The organism is Vibrio sp. 1580, from assembly GCF_033340055.1.
This window is the reverse complement of sequence record NZ_JAWOVT010000005.1, coordinates 274,168-294,737: the sequence shown is the minus strand read 5'-3', so window position 1 is coordinate 294,737 and position 20,570 is coordinate 274,168. Positions and strand designations below refer to the sequence as shown.

Annotated in this window: 22 protein-coding genes; 8 read left to right on the top strand and 14 right to left on the bottom strand. The window is 44.9% G+C overall.

The window, feature by feature from the left end:
• Window positions 1–140 precede the first annotated feature (140 nt).
• The 7 genes from nqrF to bolA all read right to left on the bottom strand — a co-directional run bounded on the left by nqrF (window position 141) and on the right by bolA (window position 6,766).
• A complete protein-coding gene (gene nqrF, locus R7093_RS10585; RefSeq protein WP_005380271.1) occupies window positions 141–1,364 on the bottom strand; it encodes an NADH:ubiquinone reductase (Na(+)-transporting) subunit F in 1,224 nt (407 codons plus the stop codon).
• Between the two features lie 33 nt (window positions 1,365–1,397).
• The gene (nqrE, locus tag R7093_RS10580) at window positions 1,398–1,994 is read right to left on the bottom strand and encodes an NADH:ubiquinone reductase (Na(+)-transporting) subunit E (protein ID WP_005380270.1); all 597 of its coding nucleotides are present in this window, start codon (window positions 1,992–1,994) and stop codon (window positions 1,398–1,400) included.
• Window positions 1,995–2,001: 7 nt separating this feature from the next.
• A complete protein-coding gene (locus R7093_RS10575) occupies window positions 2,002–2,634 on the bottom strand; it encodes an NADH:ubiquinone reductase (Na(+)-transporting) subunit D (RefSeq protein ID WP_005380269.1) in 633 nt (210 codons plus the stop codon).
• Complete coding sequence (locus R7093_RS10570) at window positions 2,634–3,404, bottom strand: Na(+)-translocating NADH-quinone reductase subunit C (protein WP_005380267.1); 771 nt, start codon at window positions 3,402–3,404, stop codon at window positions 2,634–2,636. The genes R7093_RS10575 and R7093_RS10570 overlap by 1 nt, the downstream gene beginning before the upstream one ends.
• Complete coding sequence (locus R7093_RS10565) at window positions 3,394–4,638, bottom strand: NADH:ubiquinone reductase (Na(+)-transporting) subunit B (RefSeq protein WP_005380265.1); 1,245 nt, start codon at window positions 4,636–4,638, stop codon at window positions 3,394–3,396. The genes R7093_RS10570 and R7093_RS10565 overlap by 11 nt, the downstream gene beginning before the upstream one ends.
• A gap of 5 nt (window positions 4,639–4,643) precedes the next feature.
• On the bottom strand, window positions 4,644–5,984 hold the full coding sequence (locus R7093_RS10560; RefSeq protein WP_005380264.1) for a Na(+)-translocating NADH-quinone reductase subunit A: 1,341 nt from the start codon (window positions 5,982–5,984) through the stop codon (window positions 4,644–4,646).
• 473 nt (window positions 5,985–6,457) lie between these two features.
• A complete protein-coding gene (gene bolA, locus R7093_RS10555; RefSeq protein ID WP_005380262.1) occupies window positions 6,458–6,766 on the bottom strand; it encodes a transcriptional regulator BolA in 309 nt (102 codons plus the stop codon).
• Window positions 6,767–7,009: 243 nt separating this feature from the next.
• On the opposite strand from bolA, the gene R7093_RS10550 reads away from it, so the two are divergent.
• The 4 genes from R7093_RS10550 (at window position 7,010) to R7093_RS10535 (ending at window position 10,735) form a co-directional block, all read left to right on the top strand.
• Window positions 7,010–8,164 carry a methyltransferase gene (locus R7093_RS10550; protein WP_318146647.1) on the top strand — a complete coding sequence of 385 codons (1,155 nt, stop codon included), beginning with the start codon at window positions 7,010–7,012 and terminating at the stop codon, window positions 8,162–8,164.
• 32 nt (window positions 8,165–8,196) lie between these two features.
• Window positions 8,197–8,766: a YajG family lipoprotein gene (locus R7093_RS10545; RefSeq protein WP_005380259.1), complete on the top strand. Its 570-nt coding sequence runs from the start codon at window positions 8,197–8,199 to the stop codon at window positions 8,764–8,766.
• Window positions 8,766–9,311: a peptidylprolyl isomerase gene (locus R7093_RS10540; protein WP_005380258.1), complete on the top strand. Its 546-nt coding sequence runs from the start codon at window positions 8,766–8,768 to the stop codon at window positions 9,309–9,311. Before R7093_RS10545 ends, R7093_RS10540 begins: the two co-directional genes overlap by 1 nt.
• A gap of 71 nt (window positions 9,312–9,382) precedes the next feature.
• A complete protein-coding gene (locus R7093_RS10535) occupies window positions 9,383–10,735 on the top strand; it encodes an AmpG family muropeptide MFS transporter (protein WP_318146646.1) in 1,353 nt (450 codons plus the stop codon).
• Between the two features lie 63 nt (window positions 10,736–10,798).
• Here the strand turns inward: R7093_RS10535 and R7093_RS10530 are convergent, their stop codons facing one another.
• Genes R7093_RS10530 through R7093_RS10515 form a run of 4 tightly spaced genes read right to left on the bottom strand, consistent with a single transcriptional unit; the run spans window position 10,799 to window position 14,035 of the window.
• Window positions 10,799–11,458: a ChrR family anti-sigma-E factor gene (locus R7093_RS10530; RefSeq protein WP_005380256.1), complete on the bottom strand. Its 660-nt coding sequence runs from the start codon at window positions 11,456–11,458 to the stop codon at window positions 10,799–10,801.
• Window positions 11,455–12,039, bottom strand: a complete 585-nt coding sequence (locus R7093_RS10525) for an RNA polymerase sigma factor (protein ID WP_017636022.1) — start codon at window positions 12,037–12,039, stop codon at window positions 11,455–11,457. The genes R7093_RS10530 and R7093_RS10525 overlap by 4 nt, the downstream gene beginning before the upstream one ends.
• A 44-nt stretch (window positions 12,040–12,083) precedes the next feature.
• On the bottom strand, window positions 12,084–13,442 hold the full coding sequence (locus tag R7093_RS10520) for a DUF4397 domain-containing protein (RefSeq protein ID WP_318146645.1): 1,359 nt from the start codon (window positions 13,440–13,442) through the stop codon (window positions 12,084–12,086).
• Window positions 13,439–14,035, bottom strand: a complete 597-nt coding sequence (locus R7093_RS10515; protein WP_005380253.1) for an LON peptidase substrate-binding domain-containing protein — start codon at window positions 14,033–14,035, stop codon at window positions 13,439–13,441. The genes R7093_RS10520 and R7093_RS10515 overlap by 4 nt, the downstream gene beginning before the upstream one ends.
• 323 nt (window positions 14,036–14,358) lie before the next feature.
• Between R7093_RS10515 and R7093_RS10510 the strand changes: the two genes are divergently transcribed.
• The 4 genes from R7093_RS10510 (at window position 14,359) to csdA (ending at window position 17,962) form a co-directional block, all read left to right on the top strand.
• Window positions 14,359–15,156: an outer membrane protein OmpK gene (locus tag R7093_RS10510; protein WP_005385292.1), complete on the top strand. Its 798-nt coding sequence runs from the start codon at window positions 14,359–14,361 to the stop codon at window positions 15,154–15,156.
• 108 nt (window positions 15,157–15,264) lie between these two features.
• Window positions 15,265–16,155: a 2-dehydropantoate 2-reductase gene (gene panE, locus R7093_RS10505; RefSeq protein WP_258481357.1), complete on the top strand. Its 891-nt coding sequence runs from the start codon at window positions 15,265–15,267 to the stop codon at window positions 16,153–16,155.
• Entirely contained in the window at window positions 16,152–16,751 is a 600-nt protein-coding gene (locus R7093_RS10500) for a DJ-1 family glyoxalase III (RefSeq protein ID WP_006742560.1), read from the top strand. The genes panE and R7093_RS10500 overlap by 4 nt, the downstream gene beginning before the upstream one ends.
• A complete protein-coding gene (csdA, locus tag R7093_RS10495) occupies window positions 16,751–17,962 on the top strand; it encodes a cysteine desulfurase CsdA (RefSeq protein WP_318146644.1) in 1,212 nt (403 codons plus the stop codon). The genes R7093_RS10500 and csdA overlap by 1 nt, the downstream gene beginning before the upstream one ends.
• Before the next feature lie 33 nt (window positions 17,963–17,995).
• Here csdA and R7093_RS10490 read toward each other — a convergent pair whose 3' ends face one another.
• The 3 genes from R7093_RS10490 to tcdA all read right to left on the bottom strand — a co-directional run bounded on the left by R7093_RS10490 (window position 17,996) and on the right by tcdA (window position 20,483).
• On the bottom strand, window positions 17,996–18,916 hold the full coding sequence (locus R7093_RS10490) for a diguanylate cyclase (protein WP_318146643.1): 921 nt from the start codon (window positions 18,914–18,916) through the stop codon (window positions 17,996–17,998).
• A gap of 309 nt (window positions 18,917–19,225) precedes the next feature.
• Window positions 19,226–19,654 (bottom strand): cysteine desulfurase sulfur acceptor subunit CsdE, encoded by a 429-nt coding sequence (csdE, locus tag R7093_RS10485; protein ID WP_017636016.1) that lies wholly within the window; start codon window positions 19,652–19,654, stop codon window positions 19,226–19,228.
• A gap of 19 nt (window positions 19,655–19,673) precedes the next feature.
• Window positions 19,674–20,483, bottom strand: coding sequence for a tRNA cyclic N6-threonylcarbamoyladenosine(37) synthase TcdA (tcdA, locus tag R7093_RS10480; RefSeq protein ID WP_005380241.1), 810 nt, complete (start codon window positions 20,481–20,483; stop codon window positions 19,674–19,676).
• Window positions 20,484–20,570: the final 87 nt, after the last annotated feature.

Below are 20,570 nucleotides of genomic sequence, written 5' to 3'. Positions count from 1 at the left end.
TGTTGAATTGATATGGGAAATAGGATCAATCCTTTCAATCCGATTACCTATATCAACTGTTGAGTATCAGTTTTATGTCTATAAAAAATAATGGCTAGCTCTCTTGGAGAGCTAGCCATAGATTCAATCACTTGGAGGAATTAACCACCGAAGTCATCTAGTAGGATGTTTTCATCCTCTACACCTAGATCTTTTAGCATGCCGATTACAGCAGCGTTCATCATAGGTGGACCACACATGTAGTATTCACAGTCTTCTGGCGCTTCGTGATCACGTAGGTAGTTCTCGTAAAGAACGTTGTGAATAAAGCCAGTGTAACCATCCCAGTTATCTTCTGGAAGTGGATCAGACAGTGCACAGTGCCATACGAAGTTGTCATTCTCAGCTTGTAGCATATCGAAGTCTTCTACGTAGAACATTTCACGCTTAGAACGTGCGCCGTACCAGAAAGACATCTTACGCTTAGAGTGCAGACGCTTAAGTTGGTCGAAGATGTGTGAGCGCATTGGAGCCATACCAGCACCACCACCAACGAATACCATTTCTGCATCTGTATCTTTCGCAAAGAACTCACCAAATGGACCAGAAATAGTACACTTGTCGCCTTCTTTTAGAGACCAGATGTACGAAGACATGATGCCTGGTGGTACGTCTGGGTTGTTCGGCGGCGGAGTTGCGATACGAACGTTAAGCATGATGATACCGTGCTCTTCTGGGTAGTTAGCCATAGAGTATGCACGAATGGTCTCTTCATTAACTTTAGACTCGTAACGGAAAAGGTTGAACTTCTCCCAGTCTTCACGGTATTCCTCAGGAATATCGTAGTCTGCGTATTTCACGTGGTGAGCAGGAGCTTCAATCTGGATGTAACCACCAGCACGGAAAGGTACTGATTCGCCATCTGGAATTTGTAGCTTAAGCTCTTTGATGAATGTCGCTTTGTTATCGTTAGAGATAACAGTACATTCCCACTTCTTAACGCCGAAGATTTCTTCAGGAAGCTCGATATCCATGTCAGTTTTCATTGCAACCTGACACGCTAGACGCTCACCTTCACGCGCTTCACCTTTAGTAATATGGTCAAGCTCGGTTGGTAGGATGTCGCCACCACCTGATTTAACTTTTACGCGACACTGACCACATGAGCCACCGCCACCACAAGCAGAAGATACGAATACGCCAGCACCTGCTAGAGCACTCAGTAGCTTACCACCTGGTTGTGTAACGATCGCCAGAGAAGGGTCATCGTTCACAGAAATTGTAATGTCACCTGTTGGTACAAGCTTAGACTTAGCGAAAAGAATCACTAGTACTAGTGCTAGTACGATCAGAGTAAACATCACTACACCAAGAATAATGTCCATTGACTATTCCTTAATTGTTGCGGTTTACCCGACTTACAGTTGAACACCAGAGAAAGACATAAAGCCTAACGCCATAAGACCTACAGTGATAAATGTGATACCAAGACCACGTAGACCTGGAGGTACGTCAGAGTACTTCATCTTCTCACGGATACCTGCAAGAGCAACGATTGCTAGCATCCAGCCCACACCAGAGCCGAAACCGTAAACGATCGATTCAGCAAAGTTGTAGTCACGTTGTACCATGAAAGATACACCACCGAAGATTGCACAGTTTACTGTGATCAGCGGTAGGAAGATGCCTAGCGCGTTGTACAAAGGTGGGAAGAAACGGTCTAGGACCATCTCTAGAATCTGTACAAGTGCTGCAATTACACCGATAAAGGTGATGAAGTTTAGGAAGCTAAGGTCCACGCCCTCAACTAACGCGTTCTCTCTCAGAACTAGGTTGTATACCAGGTTGTTCACAGGAACAGCGATAGTCAGAACTACCACAACTGCAACACCTAGGCCGAAAGAGGTCTTAACCTTCTTAGATACGGCAAGGAAAGTACACATACCTAGGAAGAAAGACAGAGCCATGTTTTCGATGAAAATCGATTTAACTAACAGACTAATGTAATGTTCCATGACGTCCTTACTCCTTCGCTTCTACTTGTTCTGGTTTCAGAATACGGATTACCCAGATAAGGAAGCCGATTAGGAAGAATGCTGATGGTGCTAGTAGCATTAGGCCGTTAGGCTGGTACCAACCACCGTTGCTCACTAGAGGTAGAACTTCTAGACCAAATAGTTTGCCTGAGCCAAATAGCTCACGGAAGAAACCTACAGTGATAAGAACGAAGCCGTAACCTAGACCGTTACCAATACCGTCAATAAGAGATGGTACTGGCGCAGACTTCATTGCGAATGCTTCAGCACGACCCATTACGATACAGTTAGTGATAATCAGACCAACGAATACAGATAGCTGTTTAGAGATATCGTATAGGTAAGCTTTTAGCACTTGGTCTACCACGATTACTAACGATGCGATGATTGCCATCTGAACGATGATACGCACACTGTTAGGAATGTGGTTACGGATCAATGAAACAGAGAAGTTAGACAACGCAGTTACAAATGTTACCGCTAGTGTCATTACAAAAGCTGTTTCTAGTTTAGTTGTTACTGCAAGAGCAGAACATACACCAAGAACTTGTAGCGCGATTGGGTTGTTATCCAACACTGGCGCTAGGATGCTCTTTTTAACGTTTTGTGCACTAGACATTAGTTAAGTTCTCCGTCACGAACTTTTGCTAGGAAAGGACCAAAGCCCATATCACCTAACCAGAAGTCAAATGTGTGTTGAACACCATTACTAGTGAGCGTCGCTCCTGATAGGCCATCAACACCGTGCTCAGAACCTTGCGGTGCGCCGCCTTTCACGACCTTAATCGCTGGCTGGTGATCTTCATTGTACAATTTCTTGCCAATGAATTGATCGCGCCATGAAGGGTTCTCTACTTCACCACCAAGTCCAGGAGTTTCACCTTGCTCGTAGTAAGTAATAGCAGACACAGTGTTACCATCAGTTTCAACGGCTACAAAGGCATACATCATCGACCATAGTCCTTTACCGTGCATAGGCAGGATAACTTTTTGGACTTCATCTTGATCTTTTACAAGGTACACCACTGCTGTATTCGCGCGACGACGGATATCAGCTACGTCTTCTTCTGGTGTCAATGCGATTGAACGTTCTGCATCTTTTGATGCTTCACGTTGATCGTACGTAGATGCATTACCCTCAGTAAAGTTACCTGTTTCAAGGTCTACTAGACGAGGTTCGATGTACTCAGCAAATAGCTCTGGTACTTTCTTACCGTTTGCGTCAATGCCTGCAACTTCAACGATCTTTGATTGCTTATCTAGGACAGCGTTAGCTTTTTGCTTATCACGCAGACCTACTGCTGCTGTTGATACGATGATTGAACAAACAAGGCTCAACCCGATAACAACACCCAGCGTCTTTTTAATGCTGTCGTTATTACTTGCCATAGCGTGCTAGTCTCCGCTTGATGTTCTTCTCAATCACTACATGGTCGAACAGAGGTGCGAATAGGTTCGCGAATAGAATCGCCAGCATCATACCTTCTGGGTACGCTGGGTTAACTACACGGATCATCACACACATTGCACCAATCAGGATGCCGTACCACCATTTACCTTTGCTAGTAAATGACGCTGATACTGGGTCCGTTGCCATGAAGAACATACCGAATGCAAAACCACCTAGAACTAGGTGCCAGTGCCATGGCATATTAAACATTGGATTAGTGTCAGAACCGATCACGTTAAACAGAGTCGATACTGCGATCATACCGATCATCACACCCGCAATGATGCGCCATGAAGCGATTCGCATGTAAACGATCATCGCTGCACCGATCATTAGAGCTAGAGTCGATACTTCACCAATAGAGCCAGGGATGTTACCGATGAACGCGTCCATCCAAGTGATAGGAGCGCCAGTTACTGTGTTAACTAGAGCACCGTTACCACCTTGAGCCCATTGGCTAAGAGCAGTTGCACCAGAGAAGCCGTCAGCTGCAGTCCATACTACGTCACCCGAAATTTGTGCTGGGTAAGCGAAGAATAGAAATGCACGACCTGCAAGTGCAGGGTTAAGGAAGTTACGACCTGTACCACCGAAGATCTCTTTTGCTACAACAACACCAAATGTGATACCTAGTGCCGCTTGCCATAGAGGTAGCGTTGGTGGAACGATAAGTGCGAATAAGATAGAAGTTACAAAGAAACCTTCGTTAACTTCGTGTTTACGCACCATACAGAACAACACTTCCCAGAAGCCACCAACAATAAATACTGTTGCGTAGATTGGCAGGAAGTAAGTCGCACCTAGTAGCATCTTACTGCCAACACCCGCTTCCGCACCGATAGTGCCGCCAAGCATTTCTGTTAGCCAGTAGTGCCAGTTACCTGCGATAACTGTCGCTAGTTGGTCACCAGCGTACATGTGGTTAAGTGCTGCAATAGCTTGGCCACCTGCGTTGTACATACCCCAGAACATTGCTGGGAATACCGCAAACCAAACCATGATCATGATACGTTTTAGGTCAACGCTATCACGAACGTGCGAGCTTTTATTTGTTACGATACCTGGGGTGTAAAAAACTGTTGCTACAGCTTCGTACAGGGCAAACCATTTTTCGTGTTTGCCACCAGGCTCAAAATGATGCTCGATGTCTTCAAGAAACTTTTTAAGAGCCATGAAAATTACCCTTCCTTCTCGATAGTATCTAGGCATTCACGAAGTAACGTACCGTACTCGTACTTACCTGGACATACAAAGGTACACAATGCTAGATCTTCTTCATCCAGTTCAAGCGCACCCAGTGCTTGAGCACTGTCTGTGTCGCCGGCACATAGATCACGAAGCAGCAAAGTAGGCTCCATATCTAGAGGCATTACGCGTTCGTAGTTGCCAATTGGAACCATTGAACGATCACTACCATTGGTCGTCGTTGTCATATTGAACAACTGACCTTTGAATACGTGACCAAGGAAAGAGCGAGTTACCGAGAACTTATTCTTACCAGGCATTGCCCAGCCAAATAGTTCTTTTTCACGGCCTTCACGTAATACAGAAACCTGTTGATGGTAACGGCCAAGGTATGCGTGTGGACCAGTTGCATGTGTACCTGTTAGTACTGAACCAGAGATCACACGAACTTCGCCAGGCATCAGCTCGTTATCTGTTAGGTCATCTAAGCTTGCACCCATTACGGTACGAACTAGACGAGGGTTATTCACAACTGGGCCAGCTAGAGACACAACACGATCTGTGCATAGCTCACCAGTTAGGAACAGCTTACCGAACGCGATAACGTCTTGGTAGTTGATGCTCCATGCCACATTCTCTGCATTTACTGGGTATAGGAAATGCATGTGGGTGCCAGCAAGACCTGCTGGGTGAGGGCCATCGAAGACGTGTTCTTCTACGTTAGACTGTGAAGAGCGTGGCAAGCTAGTGCCAGATTTACATACGTAAACCTTGCCTTCTGTCAGGGCTGAAAGAATGTCTAGACCAGCAATGAATGCTTCTTGTTGCTCATTAATGATCAACTCAGGCTTAGCTGCTAGTGGATTAGTATCCATTGCAGTTACGAAAATAGCCTTAGTAGAAGACTCGATTGCAGGAACCTTGCTAAACGGACGAGTACGTAAAGCGGTCCATAAGCCAGAGTCAACCAACTGAGTCTTGATCACTTCACGATCTAGACCTGAAAGTTGAGCGGCTTCGAACTTATCAAATGTCACCTGCTCTTCACCTGCCACTTCAATCACTACAGATTGAAGGACACGTTTAGCGCCACGGTTAACTTCGATCACTTTACCGGCTGCTGGTGCAGTAAATTTCACGCCTGGGTTCTTTTTATCTTCAAAAAGAACTTGCGCTTTTTTCACTTCATCACCAACGCGGACATGCATGGTAGGTCGCATGCCAACGTACTCTTCGCCAAGCAAGGCGACTTTTTTGATGGTCTTACCATCATTAATCACCTGGGATGGAGTTCCTGCGATAGGAAGATCCAAGCCCTTCTTTATTGTAATCATACGCACTTGCACTACTTTTATCGGGAAAAAGATTCTTTTGATTGCGTAACTTTTAGACACGACATCAGTGTCCGGTTTTGATGTTGTTTTAAACATCAAAATCGCAACATCCTATTAAAAATCTCGTCACAAGGAATACGCGAGATTTATCAGGTGCCGTAGTCTAGCATTTTTTAGGAACTTGATGCCATGATCAATCATTAGAATAGAGGGGTTATTTCGGTAGAATCAGGTCTAAAAGGTCAAAGAATAGTCATAACTTTGACCCATCGCACAAATGCCATATTCCATACATATCTTATGGAAAAGTGATATTCATCGCCTGAAATATTCTGCAATTTCCATTCATTTGTTGAAACACTGTTAACACATTTTTTAACCAGAATTTGTGCCACGTTAACGTCCCTAAAGAATGTAAAACGAAAAAAGATGGCCTTAAGCCACCTTTCTCTGCACCTTTATATCTTGCGTTTTTAGTGACCACCACCCATACACATCGGGCTATCAGGGGCGCCATCTTGTTCACGCTTCCACTCTTCATCAGTATATGTATGAATAGCTAATGCATGAATGTGGTTGTCCAGTTCATCTGCCAAAATTTGATGAACTTGACGATGGCGCCCAATCAAACGCTGTCCCGCGAACGAATCACTCACAACAATCACTTTGAAATGACTCTCTGAGCCTGGTGGCACATTATGCATGTAGCTCTCATTAATGACTTTGAGATAGCTGGGTTGCAGCTCACTGTGTAGTTTCTTCTCTATGATTTCTTGGATCATATTCGTTCCTCATTGATGCGAATTCCATAAGTATATACCTAAGTAAAGCAGACATGCATCACTCAAACGTCACTCTCATTATTGACGCACTTTGTAGACATATTGTCTCAAGGCGCTTGACTCCACGAACATGTCTAAAGAGCAGCCATCACTGAACTCGTAAAATTTGACAGCTTTTTGTATCTCGACACGTCATCATTTGCGACAATAACACTTAATTTCTAAATCAACTTACATTTAGCTATGAAAACCGAACTGAACCTTCACGAGCGAAGCTTAACACTTCATCGTTTCCCAAAACGTAGTAACGAAACGCTACAAGCGTGGGATGCCGGTGATGAGTATCTTATTAATCATGTTGAAGAGCTTGCTTTGCCAGACAATCAAAACATCCTCGTGATTAATGACAGCTTTGGTGCCCTCTCCTGCTGGTTTTCGGAAAAGCACCATGTAACGCTAATGAGTGATTCATTCATCTCACATAAAGGTGCACAGCAAAATCTCGAGCAAAACCAGTGCAATAAAGTAGCGTTTGCCACCACGATGGACCTCGTTCCTGCCAATATTGATCTCGTCTTGCTGCAACTGCCCAAAAGTAACCGCCATCTAGTGTGGATACTAAGCCAATTAAGAAAGGCGCTACCGGCTTCCTGCCCCGTCATTGCAGTCAATAAAGCGAAAGACATTCATACTTCGACGCTAAAACTGTTTGAAAAATACTTAGGCGAAACAAAAACATCTTTGGCCTGGAAAAAGCACAGATTGGTGTTTTCTCAAGCAACAGTTGAGCCTACGATTGAAGTAATGCCTTTCACGACTTGGCGCGTTGATGGCGAAGATATCGAACTCAAGAACATGCCAAATGTCTATTCAGGAGAAAGTTTAGATTTAGGTGCACGCTTTATGCTGCAGCACCTGCCTCAAAACCCTTCAATAGACAATGTCATCGACCTCGGCTGCGGCAATGGTGTTCTGTCTGTTAAATTTGGTCAGTTGAATCCAAATGCTCGGCTAACATGTGTTGATGAAAGCTTTATGGCGCTTGAGTCGGCAAAACAGAACCTACGCGACAACCTTGGTGAAAATAGAGACATACAGTGCATAGCGAACAATTGCTTGGACGGTTTTAAACACAGCAGCAGCTCTATGGTTATGTGTAATCCACCGTTTCATCAACAACAGGCAATCACCGATCATATTGCTTGGCAAATGTTCTGCGATGCTAAACAAGTATTAAGTGAAAATGGCCGTTTACTGGTTATCGGAAATCGTCACCTCGGGTACGACGCAAAACTCAAACGTCTGTTTGGCGATAAAAATGTGAAACTTATCGCTTCCAACAATAAGTTTGTGATTTTACAGGCTACAAAAAATCCTGCTAAATTAAGCGCAAAATAAGCTTTAGCAAAATAGTTAAAAGGAATAATAAAATGAGAAAATTGGTACTTGCGGCTTCGGTTGCGTTGCTTGCTGCGTGTTCAGCCCCTCAACAACCTCAGCTGAACCTGATGCCAGAAAGCACATTGAGCACCAATCCAATTGTTCAAGGCAAGACTTACAGTTTGACCAGCAAAGATGTACGTGCAGCGCAGTACGTGGCGTTGGTGGATAACGGCCGTTCGAACATTCTTCCTCTTCATGCTAAACAGAATTTACGTATTGCGTTAGAAGAAGCATTAGAGAAGCAATTCTCATCTCAAGGTTTCCATGCGGATCTAAACAGCAACAACGCGATTGAATTGAGCGTTCAAGAAGCGTTGGTCAACGTGAAGCATTCGGTGATGGAAAATGAGATGGATGCTAAAGTTGTGCTGGAAATCACAGCAGAGACACCTGAGGGCAAGCTAGTCAAAACTTATACAGGTACAGCAAAGCGCTCTGGCACATTGAGTGCTTCTGATGCCGATATTGAAGAGACATTGAATGATGTGGTGACATTGACGCTTAAAGAGATTGCCAATGACCCTGAGCTTCGTCAATACATGCAGGAGCGTTTCTAATGTTACGCAAAGCGATTCTGTCTTTAGCATTACTCAGCTGCAGCGTTTGGGCTGGACCAAAAGTAGCGTTTGAAACGACACTTGGTTCATTTACGGTTGAGTTAAACGAAGAGAAAGCACCTATCACTGTCGCTAATTTTCTGAAATATGTAGAAGATGGGAGCTACGAAGGTACTATTTTTCATCGTATTATCCCAGGCTTCATGGCACAAGGTGGCGGCTTTAACCAAGATATGCAGATGGTGAAAACATACGCGCCAATCAAAAACGAAGGAAATAATGGTCTAAACAATGACCGTGCTACCATCGCCATGGCACGAACTAATGCACCAAACTCTGCAACTCGTCAGTTTTTCGTCAACTTAGTCGACAATGACTTTCTCAACTATGGCGCTCGACCACCAGGTTATGCTGTATTTGGTGAGGTTACTGAGGGGTTCGACGTTATCCAGAAAATGGCTCAGCAGCCGACCACGACGGTAGGCCGAATGCGTGATGTACCAGAGACGCAAATCGTCATCACCAAAGCTACACTACTTAAATAGCCAAAACGATAAGCCCTTTGAATAATCGAAGGGCTTTCTCTTTCAACGGCTTCATTTTATTGGATTGATTTATGTCTTCATTACCTTCCATCACTTGGTTGGAAACGGTAAAAAGTTACCTCGATAAACGACTCGTGTGGGTTTTCATGCTGGGCTGCTCTAGCGGCTTTCCGTGGGTTCTTATCGGCTCAAACATGTCAGGTTGGCTAAAAGATGCCGGCTTGACCCTCTCCGCAATTGGCTATTTTGGTAGCGTTTTTGCGGTCTATGCGATCAACTTTCTGTGGGCACCTCTGGTTGACCGCGTGAAGCTGCCAGTCCTCTTTAGACTGCTGGGGCAAAGACGTAGCTGGATTTTCTTTTGTCAAAGTATCGTACTCGTCGCTACCCTATTTATTGCCGGCGTAAATCCAGCGGAAAACTTGGTGTTTGCGTCACTACTCGCCTTGTGTATTGCAACGGCTTCAGCGACACAAGACATCGCAATTGATGCTTTTCGTATTGATACTTTCCCAAAGTCAGAAGAGTCTAAACTGCCTCAAGCTTCTGCAATGGCGGTCATTGGCTGGTGGACAGGTTATTCACTACCGGGTTATTTAGCGTTTGTTAATGCTGATAGCGTCGGTTGGAATGGTGTGTATTACGGGATGGCGGTGATAGTCGGCATTCTAATGGTCTTTACGATTTTAGTCGGTGAACCGAAGACTCAACGCGAACAACTTCAGTCTGCCGCTGAACAACGACACAAAGAAGTGGTTGGTTCAAAAGTCGTAGCTTGGTTTACCGTGACTGTTGTAGAACCTTTCCTTGATTTCTTTAATCGCAATGGCGTCCGTGTCGCGATTACTCTGTTGCTGTTCGTTTTCCTATTTAAAATTGGCGAAGCGTTTTTGGGCAGGATGTCGATCGCGTTCTATAAAGATATTGGTTTTAGCAATGAACAAATTGGCTATTACTCCAAACTGATCGGTTGGGGAGCCACCATCTTCTTTACTTTTGTCGGAAGCATGTTCAACGTTAGGTTTGGTATTGTACGTGGATTAATGATCGGCGGTATTGCGATGTCTGCCAGTAACTTGATGTTTGCTTGGATTGCTTCGGTAGGCCCAAACGAGCACTTGTACTTAGCCACGATTATTGTCGATAACTTTACGACTGCTTTCTCAACTGTCGCTTTTGTTTCATTTTTGACGATTCTAACCGGGCAAGCATTTTCGGCAACTCAGTATGCGTTGCTTGCCTCTCTAGGAAACTTCGGACGGACGACTCTTGCTTCTTTCAGTGGCGAGCTAGTGGATTATCTCAATGATTGGAGCACATTCTTCGTGCTTACCGCTGTCATGGTCGTGCCAAGCTTGATTATGTTGTACTCGCTACGACATTACTTTGATGCTCTATTGGAAAAAGCACGTCACAAGCATTAACGAAACATATAAAAAACCACCGAATTCGGTGGTTTTTGTTTTGCGAGATATAAGATAAGAGGTCTATGGGTATAACCCTTTACCAAACATATTAAATATACGTGCCACGCCTTGAGTAAAGATCATCGGCTCAGTCAATACGGTTAAACACAAGCAGTCTTCTCCGGCCTTAGTGTAAGGGCTGTGCTTCACTGATGCGTCTCTAATCATCAAATCGCCCTCTTCATATTGGCCATCCTCGTCACTAAATCCACCATGTAGGATCAATGTAGACTCCAGGCCTTTGTGCGTATGTTGAGGGATTTGCACATCTTCCCCGATGTACATTAAGCTGACACGAGCGTCTTCCCCTAGATCAATCTGAGCACTGAAAACCTTGCCTCCGTAACTTCTCCATGACCCTACGAGATCAGAGAAACGCGCTAAGGTTTTAGGAAGAGCGAAGCTTTTTCCTGCCACATTAACAGCAGCAGAGTCGCGGATCACGATGTTATCAGTCGCTGGCTCCGCGTTGATGATGTCATTGAACATGTCGTCAAATTCAGAAACATACTCAGAAGGTATGTCACTTACGATGTTCGCTTGACTTGCTTCGACTTGGTTCACATAAGCTCGGCACTTGGTGCATGTTTCTAAATGGGTTGCGACCACAAGACCAGAAACTGCATCAATGCTTCCCGAAGCGTATGCTTCTAACAAGCTGTTATCTGGGTGTTTGTTCATAGTTGCTCCGTATGCATTGAATGCCTTAGCTTTTCTACTGCAAGCCTCAGCCTGGATTTTACGGTACCGAGGGGTATATCAAATAATTCCGCGACCTGTTGATGAGGTAACTCTTCAAGATATACCGCTTGTAAAACATCTCTCTGGTTTTTCGGTAATATATCTAAAAACTTAACCACCTGTTCTTTCAACATATCTTGTTCTGGTGAATAGTGATCAACAAGATCAGGTGGATAATACTCTGACGGCCAAATGTCATCAGAATGAATGTGTAATTCCTTACCTTTCTGTTTTCTCAGCAGATCAAAACAAAGGTTTCGGATTATGGTATATATCCAAGTCGATAACGCGCTCTTTTCACCATCATAGAGGTGCGCTTTCTGCCAAACTGTCGCCATGGTCTCTTGCACCATCTCCATAGCAACTTGCTCATTACCAACATGTTTGTAAGCGAATTGCTTCAGCTTGGGTGCGTAAAAACGGAATACAAAAGCGAACGCATCTTTGTCTCGATCCTTCACTTTATCCATGTAATCGTTCCAATCACTGCGCCCCAGTTTTTTCGGGCTATCACTCATCATAATCGGCCTTAATTTGTGGGAGGAGTCTCCTCCTCCCATTCGTCCTAATCGGTCACGTCATCGACCAACAAGTTGAAACCACCGTTGTTCCCATCATCAATGGCAACGACTTGGTACACAACACCGTTCATTACATTGACTGGTGCTGAGTCAACCGCAACAATACTTGGGTTACCAGCCACTGTTACCGTTACATAATATGTACCTTCAGCGACATATAATCCTTGTACGCTATTTTTATACGCAAAATTAGCAATAGTTGGATCACTTCCATCTATTCCTGCACTCGTAGTGAGGTAAATATCCACCATTTCCGCTATAGGATTAGCCGCCGCGTGTGTCACATTCAATGTCGCGCTAGTCGCCACAGCGCGTCTCATATCTTCAACAACCAGAGCTTCGATATCAATCGCTGGGCTAACAACACCGACTGCATAAACACTGTAATCCATTCCACCTGCAACCATTAACCCGTCAACATCTATGATCGGATTGGTTGTTGTGCCATCCACGTAAACGTCAATATCGTAAGCGCCAGCAGCAAGATCCAAATAACCACGAATCTCTTTGAACGCTAAGTCGGCAAGAGGAGCGAAGGCCGCCCCGTTAACGTTAACATCGACGACTGGCGCTCCATCGACAAGGTGTCCGACTCTTACTTCAGCTTGGCTGCCCATATCTTCAATTATAGAAGAGCCCGAACCGTCCAACACCAAGAGTTTGACAGGTGACGTGCTATTCGAATCTCCTGTGCCGATAGCGGCAATCGTCAAGTTGGAGTTAGCCGCAAGAGATACTTTGCCCGAGTCAAAAGCAACGCTGTCTCCTACGGCAAGTCGAACTTGATACTCACCAGCTGGGATGTTCAATACGTCGGTAGAAGCTTTGTAAGCAAGGTTAGTTATTGGAGTCGCGCTAGCAAGAGCAACACCTGGCTCAGTGACATAAAGATCAACAGCAGGAACGCCTGAAGCTGCATGAACAACTTGAACATCTAGACTATTGGCATCAGCCATTGAATCGGCGCTGCGAGTCACAACTAAAGGCTCAACTGGGTTTGGCGAACCATCGGCATCGCCAACAACGAACACGTTATAATTGAGGTCGGAATCAAGATCTAGTTCTGTTTTAGGTATTACGGTCGCGGTTTCATTACCTGGGAGCTGAACATCGACCTGAATCGAATTCATCCCCTCTCGCAATTTAACGTAGCCAGATCCCACACCATAATCAACATTCGTTAATGATGGTTTATCGTTGATCCACACATTTGCAAGCGGCGCATCAGAAGACGCGTGCACTGCTTGTAAATTGGAATACTCGATAGTGTCACTGTCGGAGCCACACGCCACCAGTCCTAATGCCGCCACCATAGTTAGCGCAGCTCTGCCAAATCCTTTCATATCCTTGCCTCTTTGTTAGTCGGGGCTTCTATGGCTTCTGTCAGAAATTGCAACGCAGGAATGCAGTTCTCTGCGCCAACGAGCTGTTCGAACAGATTGCAGTCTAAAGGAAGTAATTCAAGCCAGCGCTGGGTCACCCAAGCTGAGTCATCGTAAAAACGATGCTGGTAGAGGTTTCCAAGTTGAGGAAACTCTTCATAAACATGGGATAACTGCTGGCTTAAATAGAAGAAATCTGGTGAGTTGTCTGGATGTTGCCAATTGTCTAACCATTCGACCTCTGCATGGCGTAAGCCGTCCGCATCTGCACGAACTCGTTTGACAACAAAGCGTTTCTCACCAGCGACTGTAATACCAAGAAGACCATCACTGAGTGTTTCAAAATCAACGATCCTGACCAAAGTTCCGATAGATGAAACGTTACCCACGTCTTTAGGGTCACCTTCACTTCCTACTAGGCAAACTCCAAAACCCACATTTTGTAGGCTGCATTCCTTTACCATTCGCTTATATCGTGGCTCAAAAATGCGCAGATTCATTTTACCTTCAGGGAGTACAACTGAAGTGAGTGGGAATAACATGACTTCTTTCATTCAAACGTCCTCTTTGATTCACGGATACATACGAATCCCTTATCACTCCGATCACTAACGATTTATGTTGGTTAATCGACTGGCTTAAAAAGTCATAAAATCGCTCACGCAAACGATCCAAATCACACATTTATTGCAATAAAATGCAACAAACAAAAAGTTCCGTAAATAAAGATAATTTCGTGATGCAACTCACCAAAAACGTTTCATTTTGCACCCTTTATCACTTTCATTTGGGATTTTTATCGCTATTATTCCCGCCAATTGGAAAGCGCAGCACAGATTGCGTGTTCTGAATCATTACAAACATAGAGAGTCCCCTTATGCGTAAATCACTTTTAGCTCTTAGCCTTCTAGCGGCTACTTCAGCTCCAGTTATGGCGGCAGATTACTCTGACGGCGATATTCACAAAAACGATTACAAGTGGATGCAATTTAACCTAATGGGTGCATTTGACGAACTTCCAGGTGAGTCTTCACACGACTACCTAGAAATGGAATTCGGCGGCCGCTCTGGTATCTTCGACCTTTACGGCTACGTTGATGTATTCAACCTAACTTCTGATCCAGGTAGCGACAAAGCTGGCGCAGAGAAGATCTTTATGAAATTCGCTCCACGTATGTCTCTAGATGCGGTAACTGGTAAAGACCTATCTTTCGGTCCAGTTCAAGAGCTATACGTTGCAACTCTAATCGAGTGGGGTGGTAACTCTGGTGTTAACTCTCAAAAAATCGGTCTAGGTTCTGACGTAATGGTTCCTTGGTTTGGTAAAGTTGGTGTTAACCTATACGGCACTTACGACGGCAACAAAAAGGATTGGAACGGTTTCCAAATCTCGACTAACTGGTTCAAACCATTCTACTTCTTCGAGAACGGTTCATTCATTTCTTACCAAGGCTACATCGATTACCAATTCGGTATGGATGATGATGCTGGTAACAAGTTTGGTTCAACCGCGTCAAACGGTGGTGCAATGTTCAACGGTATCTACTGGCACTCAGACCGCTTCGCAGTGGGTTACGGTCTAAAAGGTTACAAAGACGTGTACGGTATCAAAGATACTGATGGGTTCAAGTCAACTGGCTTTGGCCACTACCTAGCTGTAACTTACAAGTTCTAATTGAACCACTAAGTTTGCTCAAAAATGGCGCCTTTCGGCGCCATTTTTATTTGCTTTCCTTTTTTCCCTCATTATCCTTGCAGCAAACCTTTTTAATGAGAGCGTTTGGTGAATATCCTTATCCTCGGTCCAGGTGCGGTGGGCTCACTCTGGGCAACAAAATTTAAGCTTGCCGGGCACAATGTTTCATTGTGGGGAAGAAGTTCTGAAAGCCAACAATCACTTCAGTTGGATGACACACCCGCAATCGTATTCAGTAATCAAGATATTTCCTCAGTAAATCAAGCAGATCTCATTTTGATCACGGTAAAAGCTTGGCAAATGGAAGACGCCATTCAGCCTTTACTGCCTCATATCAACGCAGACACGATTATCATGCCGATGCACAATGGTATGGGTACCGCCTCTGGCGTGGAGAAGGCTCTGCCAAACAATCCGATCGTGCTCGCCACAACGACGCACGGCGCATACAAACCAGATAACCAACACGTACTGCATACCGGTCACGGAACAACGCAAGTGGGTGGTTATAATGACAAAGGAATGCAGTGCGCTTTTCTGCAAGATGTTATGCATCATGCTCTTCCAGAGGCCATTTGGAATCCACACATCCAATCTGCGTTATGGACTAAGTTAGCAATTAACTGCGCGATTAACCCACTGACTGCGATTCAGCAGTGTAAGAATGGTGAGCTTGCGCAGCCCGAGTTTAAGATACAACTCGAAAGCATCACTCAAGAACTGGTTGAAGTAATGAGTAAAGAAGGTATTGCTATCGAGTTTCGCTCTCTTTTCGATACGGTAATGCAAGTGGTGAACGCCACAGCTGAGAACTATTCTTCAATGAGACAAGACGTATTCCATCAGCGTCGAACGGAAATTGATTTTATAACCGGATACTTGTTAAAGGCTGCCGAGAAACATCGCATCAATACGCCTGAGAATTTAAAACTTTACCAACGCATCAAACAAATAGAACAAAGCTGGACAGAACAATGAGTAAGAAAATCTTAGTGCCAATCGCTCCAGGCACCGAAGAAATGGAAGCCGTCACCGTTATCGACATGATGGTTCGCGCGGGTTATGACGTTACGGTAGCGAGTGCTGCTTTTGATGGCTCATTGACGATGAAAGCTTCTCGCGGAGTCACACTAACAGCCGATTGTAAACTGGTCGATATCGCTGATGATGAGTTTGACGCCATAGCGCTTTCTGGTGGTGTTGGTGGTGCAGAAATTTTTCGTGATAGTACGGTGATGATAGAAATCCTTAAGCAGCACATCTATGAGGGAAAATTGGTCGCAGCTATCTGCGCAGCACCGGCGTTGGTATTGCAACACCATGATCTTTTCCCACAATCACTGATGACCTGTCACCCGAGCTTTCAGTCACATATCCCGGAAGAGAAGTGGCGCAGCAAACGCGTGACCTTTGATATCAACCACAACCTGATCACTAGTCAAGGTCCGGGTACAGCTTTAGAGTTCGCGATGGAAGTAATCATTCAACTCTCAGGTAAAAAACACGCATGGTCAGTTGCTGAACCAATGATCCCTCTGCCTACTCTGCACTACCACAAGCTTGGTGAAGAATAATGTTTGACGTAAATGCTGTACGCGAGCAATTTCCTGCTCTAAACCAATCCGTCAACGATACGCCCTTAGTGTATTTAGATAGCGCAGCGACAACGCAAAAACCGCAATGTGTGATTGATGTCATCAGTCATTACTACAGTGCGCAAAATGCCAATGTTCACCGTGGCAGCCATAGTTTAACGGCTAATGCCACCAGCCAATTTGAAGCGGCACGAGAACGAGTGGCAAGCTTTATTGGTACAAACAGCTCTAAGGAAATCATTTGGACACGGGGCGCAACCGAAGCACTGAACTTAATTTCTCAAACCTACGCCCGTAGCACGTTACAACCAGGTGATGAGATATTAATTAGCGAGATGGAGCACCACGCCAACATCGTGCCCTGGCAAATCGTGGCAGAGCAAACGGGTGCTAAAGTCATTAAAGTTCCGATGACATCAGATTGTCAGTTCGACATCAGTGCATTTGAGGCGCTTCTGTCTGACCGCTGTAAAATTGTTGCTTGCGCACAAATAACCAACGTAACAGGCACACGCCAACCTATCGAAAAAATCACTGAACTGGCGCACAACGTTGGCGCGGTTGTTGTAGTTGATGGCGCGCAAGGCATCGTACATGAGCAACTTGATTTATCGACATCAGATATCGATTTCTACGTTTTCTCAGGTCACAAACTTTATGCACCAGCAGGCATTGGGGTTTTATACGGCAAGCTTGAACTTTTGGAAGCCATGCCACCATGGCACGGCGGCGGTAAAATGGTTGAACGCGTTTCTTTCGAAAAAACGACGTTTTCTGCACTTCCTGGAAAGTTTGAAGCGGGCACACCAAACGTTGCGGGCGCGATTGCTCTAGCGAAAGCCATTGAGTGGTACCAAGGTTTTGACCATCGCGAAGTAGAGACTCATCTCCATGCGCTTCAGGATAAGGCCTACCAAGCACTAAGCGCTTTGGATGACATTCATATTCTAGGCTATCAACCGAATGCCTCTGTACTGACGTTCGTCATGGACGGCGTTCATCACCAAGATATTGCGACGCTGCTCGATCAACAAGGCATTGCGGTACGAGCAGGACACCACTGCGCTCACCCATTGATGGATGCGCTAAATGTGAAAGGCACGGTTCGCGTTTCTTTTGGTATTTATAACACGGCTGAAGATGTGGATAGACTCATCGCCGCCGTAGAAAAAGCCGTCGACATGCTATAACGCCAACGGTTTGATTTGGAGTAACCAACAAGGTTACTCCATCTGCCTATCCAGAGTCGCCACGCAATTTCTGCCATTTCTTTTCGCAGCATAAAGCGCTTTATCTGCATGCGCATACAAACGTTTGGTGGTTTCATTTCTGCCTATTTCCACCACGCCTACACTCACCGTGACCGGAATTTCAATCTTTTCAAATTCGAACTGACAATTTTGAATGTGGGAACGTACTTCCTCTCCTACCTCTTTCGCCGCCGACAGAGAAGTTTCTGGCAAAATAATCGCAAACTCCTCCCCTCCGACTCTTGCAAAAATTTCGTCTTTGACGAGTAAGTGAGAAACCAAATCAGCTAAGGTCTCTAAGACATAATCCCCCGCATCATGACCACGTTTATCATTGATGACTTTAAAAAAGTCCAAATCAAACAATAACAACGCGGAGTGATAATCTGGAGCTTGGGATTTAATAACTTCTTCTGTGAGCTTTTCGAAAAAAACACGTCGATTGTAGATGTTGGTAAGAGCATCAATTTGGCTTTGATGGCGAAGAAGGGTTTCAACTCGGTGGCGATTGGAGATGTTGCGTGTAAGAATAAGGACAACGCGACGACCCCGGTATTTTATAGCGAGTGGGCAGATCTTGCCTTCGTAGTATAGGTCGCCTCTTGGTCCACTGTTGGCATCTATTCCCTGAATGCTGTCGGCGCACATCTTGTACTCGATCGTCACAATACTGTCTTGTTTCAGTGATCGACTGATCTGCTCGATAAACCAGCCGGCTTTATCTTTTTCAAGTACGCTGTGAAGTGTCTTACCTATCAAATTGCTTCCATCGTGATAGGCTTTTTTATCTGTTCCTCCAAAAACATCAATATAGATACCATCTTCACTCAGAATAAAAGTGGGGTCTGGCATTCCGGATAACACGTCTTGCGCATGTTCCAAGGTGAATTGCATATAGGGAGGTTCCTAGCATTTGTATCTAAGTAACCCAATCGCTTCCAAGTGTGTTTCCACATTGGGGAATAGGAGCGAATGGGGCATATGTCTATTATCTAATATAGACAAATTTTAAATACAATTGAGTTTATAAAAACCAAGTGGGCAATATAATGAACCAGGATCAATAGAATGGTTAATTAACGCTAAAATAGTCGACCATTTGCATATTTTTTATCCATATGCAAAAAATGTCTCAACTCAGATACAAAAAAGCGCCAAACAGCTAGGTTATTCGGCGTTTTTAAGAATTGGGAAAATGACTCGTTACACGGCGGTTTGCTTAATCTGCTCTACAATAGCTTTCAAGCCATTACCACGTGACGGGCTTAAATGGGAGACAAGCCCCAGTTGATCAAAATAAGCATCAATATCAAATGCTTGAATTTGATCGGCCGTTTTTCCGTCATAAGCCGCCATCACCAAGGCAATCAATCCACGGACGATACGCGCATCGGAGTCCGCACAAAAATGCCAAACGCCATCTTGCTCTTGGCTCACTAACCACACCAAGCTTTCACAACCCGAAACGGTAACTTGTTCTGATTTCAGCTCTTCTGGCATTTGTGGCAGCTTTTTACCCCACTGAATAACCTGACGGTAGCGATCTTCCCAGCCTTGAAATTGCTGCATAGTCGCTACAATGTCTTCGCTGGTGATATCTGTACCAAATGGAGAAACGGGAAAATCTGTCATGATGCGCTCTTCTTCTAGTTTACTTCTTATATTTTGAAATCAACTTCTCAACGATTCGCGATACCGCGACAAAGCCAAACGTTGCAGTTACAACAGTCGCCGCACCAAAACCGCTAGCACAATCCATACGTTTTGGGCCTTCCGCTGTCGACTTCACACCACACACTGAACCGTCTGCTTGAGGGTACTTCAGCTGCTCGGTTGAAAACACGCAATCAATACCAAACTTACGAGCCGGATTCTTAGGGAAGTTATGATGACGACGCAAGGTGTCTTTGATTTTCTTCGCTAGAGGATCTTGGATCGTTTTCGTTAAATCAGCGACCATGATCTGCGTTGGGTCAACCTGACCACCAGCGCCCCCCGTAGTGATCACTTTGATCTTGTTGCTGCGGCAATACGCCAACAAAGACGCCTTCGCTTTTACGCTGTCAATCGCATCTAGCACGTAATCAAACTCTTTGCTTAAGTACTCATGTTGATTGTCTGGCGTGATGAAATCATCAATCAGATTGACTTTACACTCTGGGTTGATCAATTTGACACGCTCGGCCATAACTTCAATTTTGCTTTGGCCAACGGTGCCCGTCATCGCATGAATTTGGCGGTTAATATTCGTGACACAAACATCATCCATATCAATCAGAGTCAACTCACCGATCCCAGTACGGGCCAGCGCTTCGACCGCCCATGAACCCACGCCACCAATACCAATAACACAAACGTGTGCAGCGCGAAGAATGTCCACTTCACTGTTGCCATAAAGACGACGAGTGCCGCCAAAGCGTTGATTGTAGCTGTCAGATGCTGGGGTATCGAGTTCACGCATATTGAAGTCCAGATGATCGATAGAAAAACAAAGAGTGCGATTTATACGCACTCTTTGATGAAATGTCTAGATAAGAGGCGGTTCCTC

Excerpts from the sequence above, each read along its gene's own strand:
- nqrF (WP_005380271.1), bottom strand. The coding sequence starts at position 1,364 with ATGGACATTATTCTTGGTGTAGTGATGTTTACTCTGATCGTACTAGCA.
- nqrE (WP_005380270.1), bottom strand. The coding sequence starts at position 1,994 with ATGGAACATTACATTAGTCTGTTAGTTAAATCGATTTTCATCGAAAAC.
- R7093_RS10575 (WP_005380269.1), bottom strand. The coding sequence starts at position 2,634 with ATGTCTAGTGCACAAAACGTTAAAAAGAGCATCCTAGCGCCAGTGTTG.
- R7093_RS10570 (WP_005380267.1), bottom strand. The coding sequence starts at position 3,404 with ATGGCAAGTAATAACGACAGCATTAAAAAGACGCTGGGTGTTGTTATC.
- R7093_RS10565 (WP_005380265.1), bottom strand. The coding sequence starts at position 4,638 with ATGGCTCTTAAAAAGTTTCTTGAAGACATCGAGCATCATTTTGAGCCT.
- R7093_RS10560 (WP_005380264.1), bottom strand. The coding sequence starts at position 5,984 with ATGATTACAATAAAGAAGGGCTTGGATCTTCCTATCGCAGGAACTCCA.
- bolA (WP_005380262.1), bottom strand. The coding sequence starts at position 6,766 with ATGATCCAAGAAATCATAGAGAAGAAACTACACAGTGAGCTGCAACCC.
- R7093_RS10550 (WP_318146647.1), top strand. The coding sequence starts at position 7,010 with ATGAAAACCGAACTGAACCTTCACGAGCGAAGCTTAACACTTCATCGT.
- R7093_RS10545 (WP_005380259.1), top strand. The coding sequence starts at position 8,197 with ATGAGAAAATTGGTACTTGCGGCTTCGGTTGCGTTGCTTGCTGCGTGT.
- R7093_RS10540 (WP_005380258.1), top strand. The coding sequence starts at position 8,766 with ATGTTACGCAAAGCGATTCTGTCTTTAGCATTACTCAGCTGCAGCGTT.
- R7093_RS10535 (WP_318146646.1), top strand. The coding sequence starts at position 9,383 with ATGTCTTCATTACCTTCCATCACTTGGTTGGAAACGGTAAAAAGTTAC.
- R7093_RS10530 (WP_005380256.1), bottom strand. The coding sequence starts at position 11,458 with ATGAACAAACACCCAGATAACAGCTTGTTAGAAGCATACGCTTCGGGA.
- R7093_RS10525 (WP_017636022.1), bottom strand. The coding sequence starts at position 12,039 with ATGATGAGTGATAGCCCGAAAAAACTGGGGCGCAGTGATTGGAACGAT.
- R7093_RS10520 (WP_318146645.1), bottom strand. The coding sequence starts at position 13,442 with ATGAAAGGATTTGGCAGAGCTGCGCTAACTATGGTGGCGGCATTAGGA.
- R7093_RS10515 (WP_005380253.1), bottom strand. The coding sequence starts at position 14,035 with ATGAAAGAAGTCATGTTATTCCCACTCACTTCAGTTGTACTCCCTGAA.
- R7093_RS10510 (WP_005385292.1), top strand. The coding sequence starts at position 14,359 with ATGCGTAAATCACTTTTAGCTCTTAGCCTTCTAGCGGCTACTTCAGCT.
- R7093_RS10500 (WP_006742560.1), top strand. The coding sequence starts at position 16,152 with ATGAGTAAGAAAATCTTAGTGCCAATCGCTCCAGGCACCGAAGAAATG.
- csdA (WP_318146644.1), top strand. The coding sequence starts at position 16,751 with ATGTTTGACGTAAATGCTGTACGCGAGCAATTTCCTGCTCTAAACCAA.
- R7093_RS10490 (WP_318146643.1), bottom strand. The coding sequence starts at position 18,916 with ATGCAATTCACCTTGGAACATGCGCAAGACGTGTTATCCGGAATGCCA.
- csdE (WP_017636016.1), bottom strand. The coding sequence starts at position 19,654 with ATGACAGATTTTCCCGTTTCTCCATTTGGTACAGATATCACCAGCGAA.
- tcdA (WP_005380241.1), bottom strand. The coding sequence starts at position 20,483 with ATGCGTGAACTCGATACCCCAGCATCTGACAGCTACAATCAACGCTTT.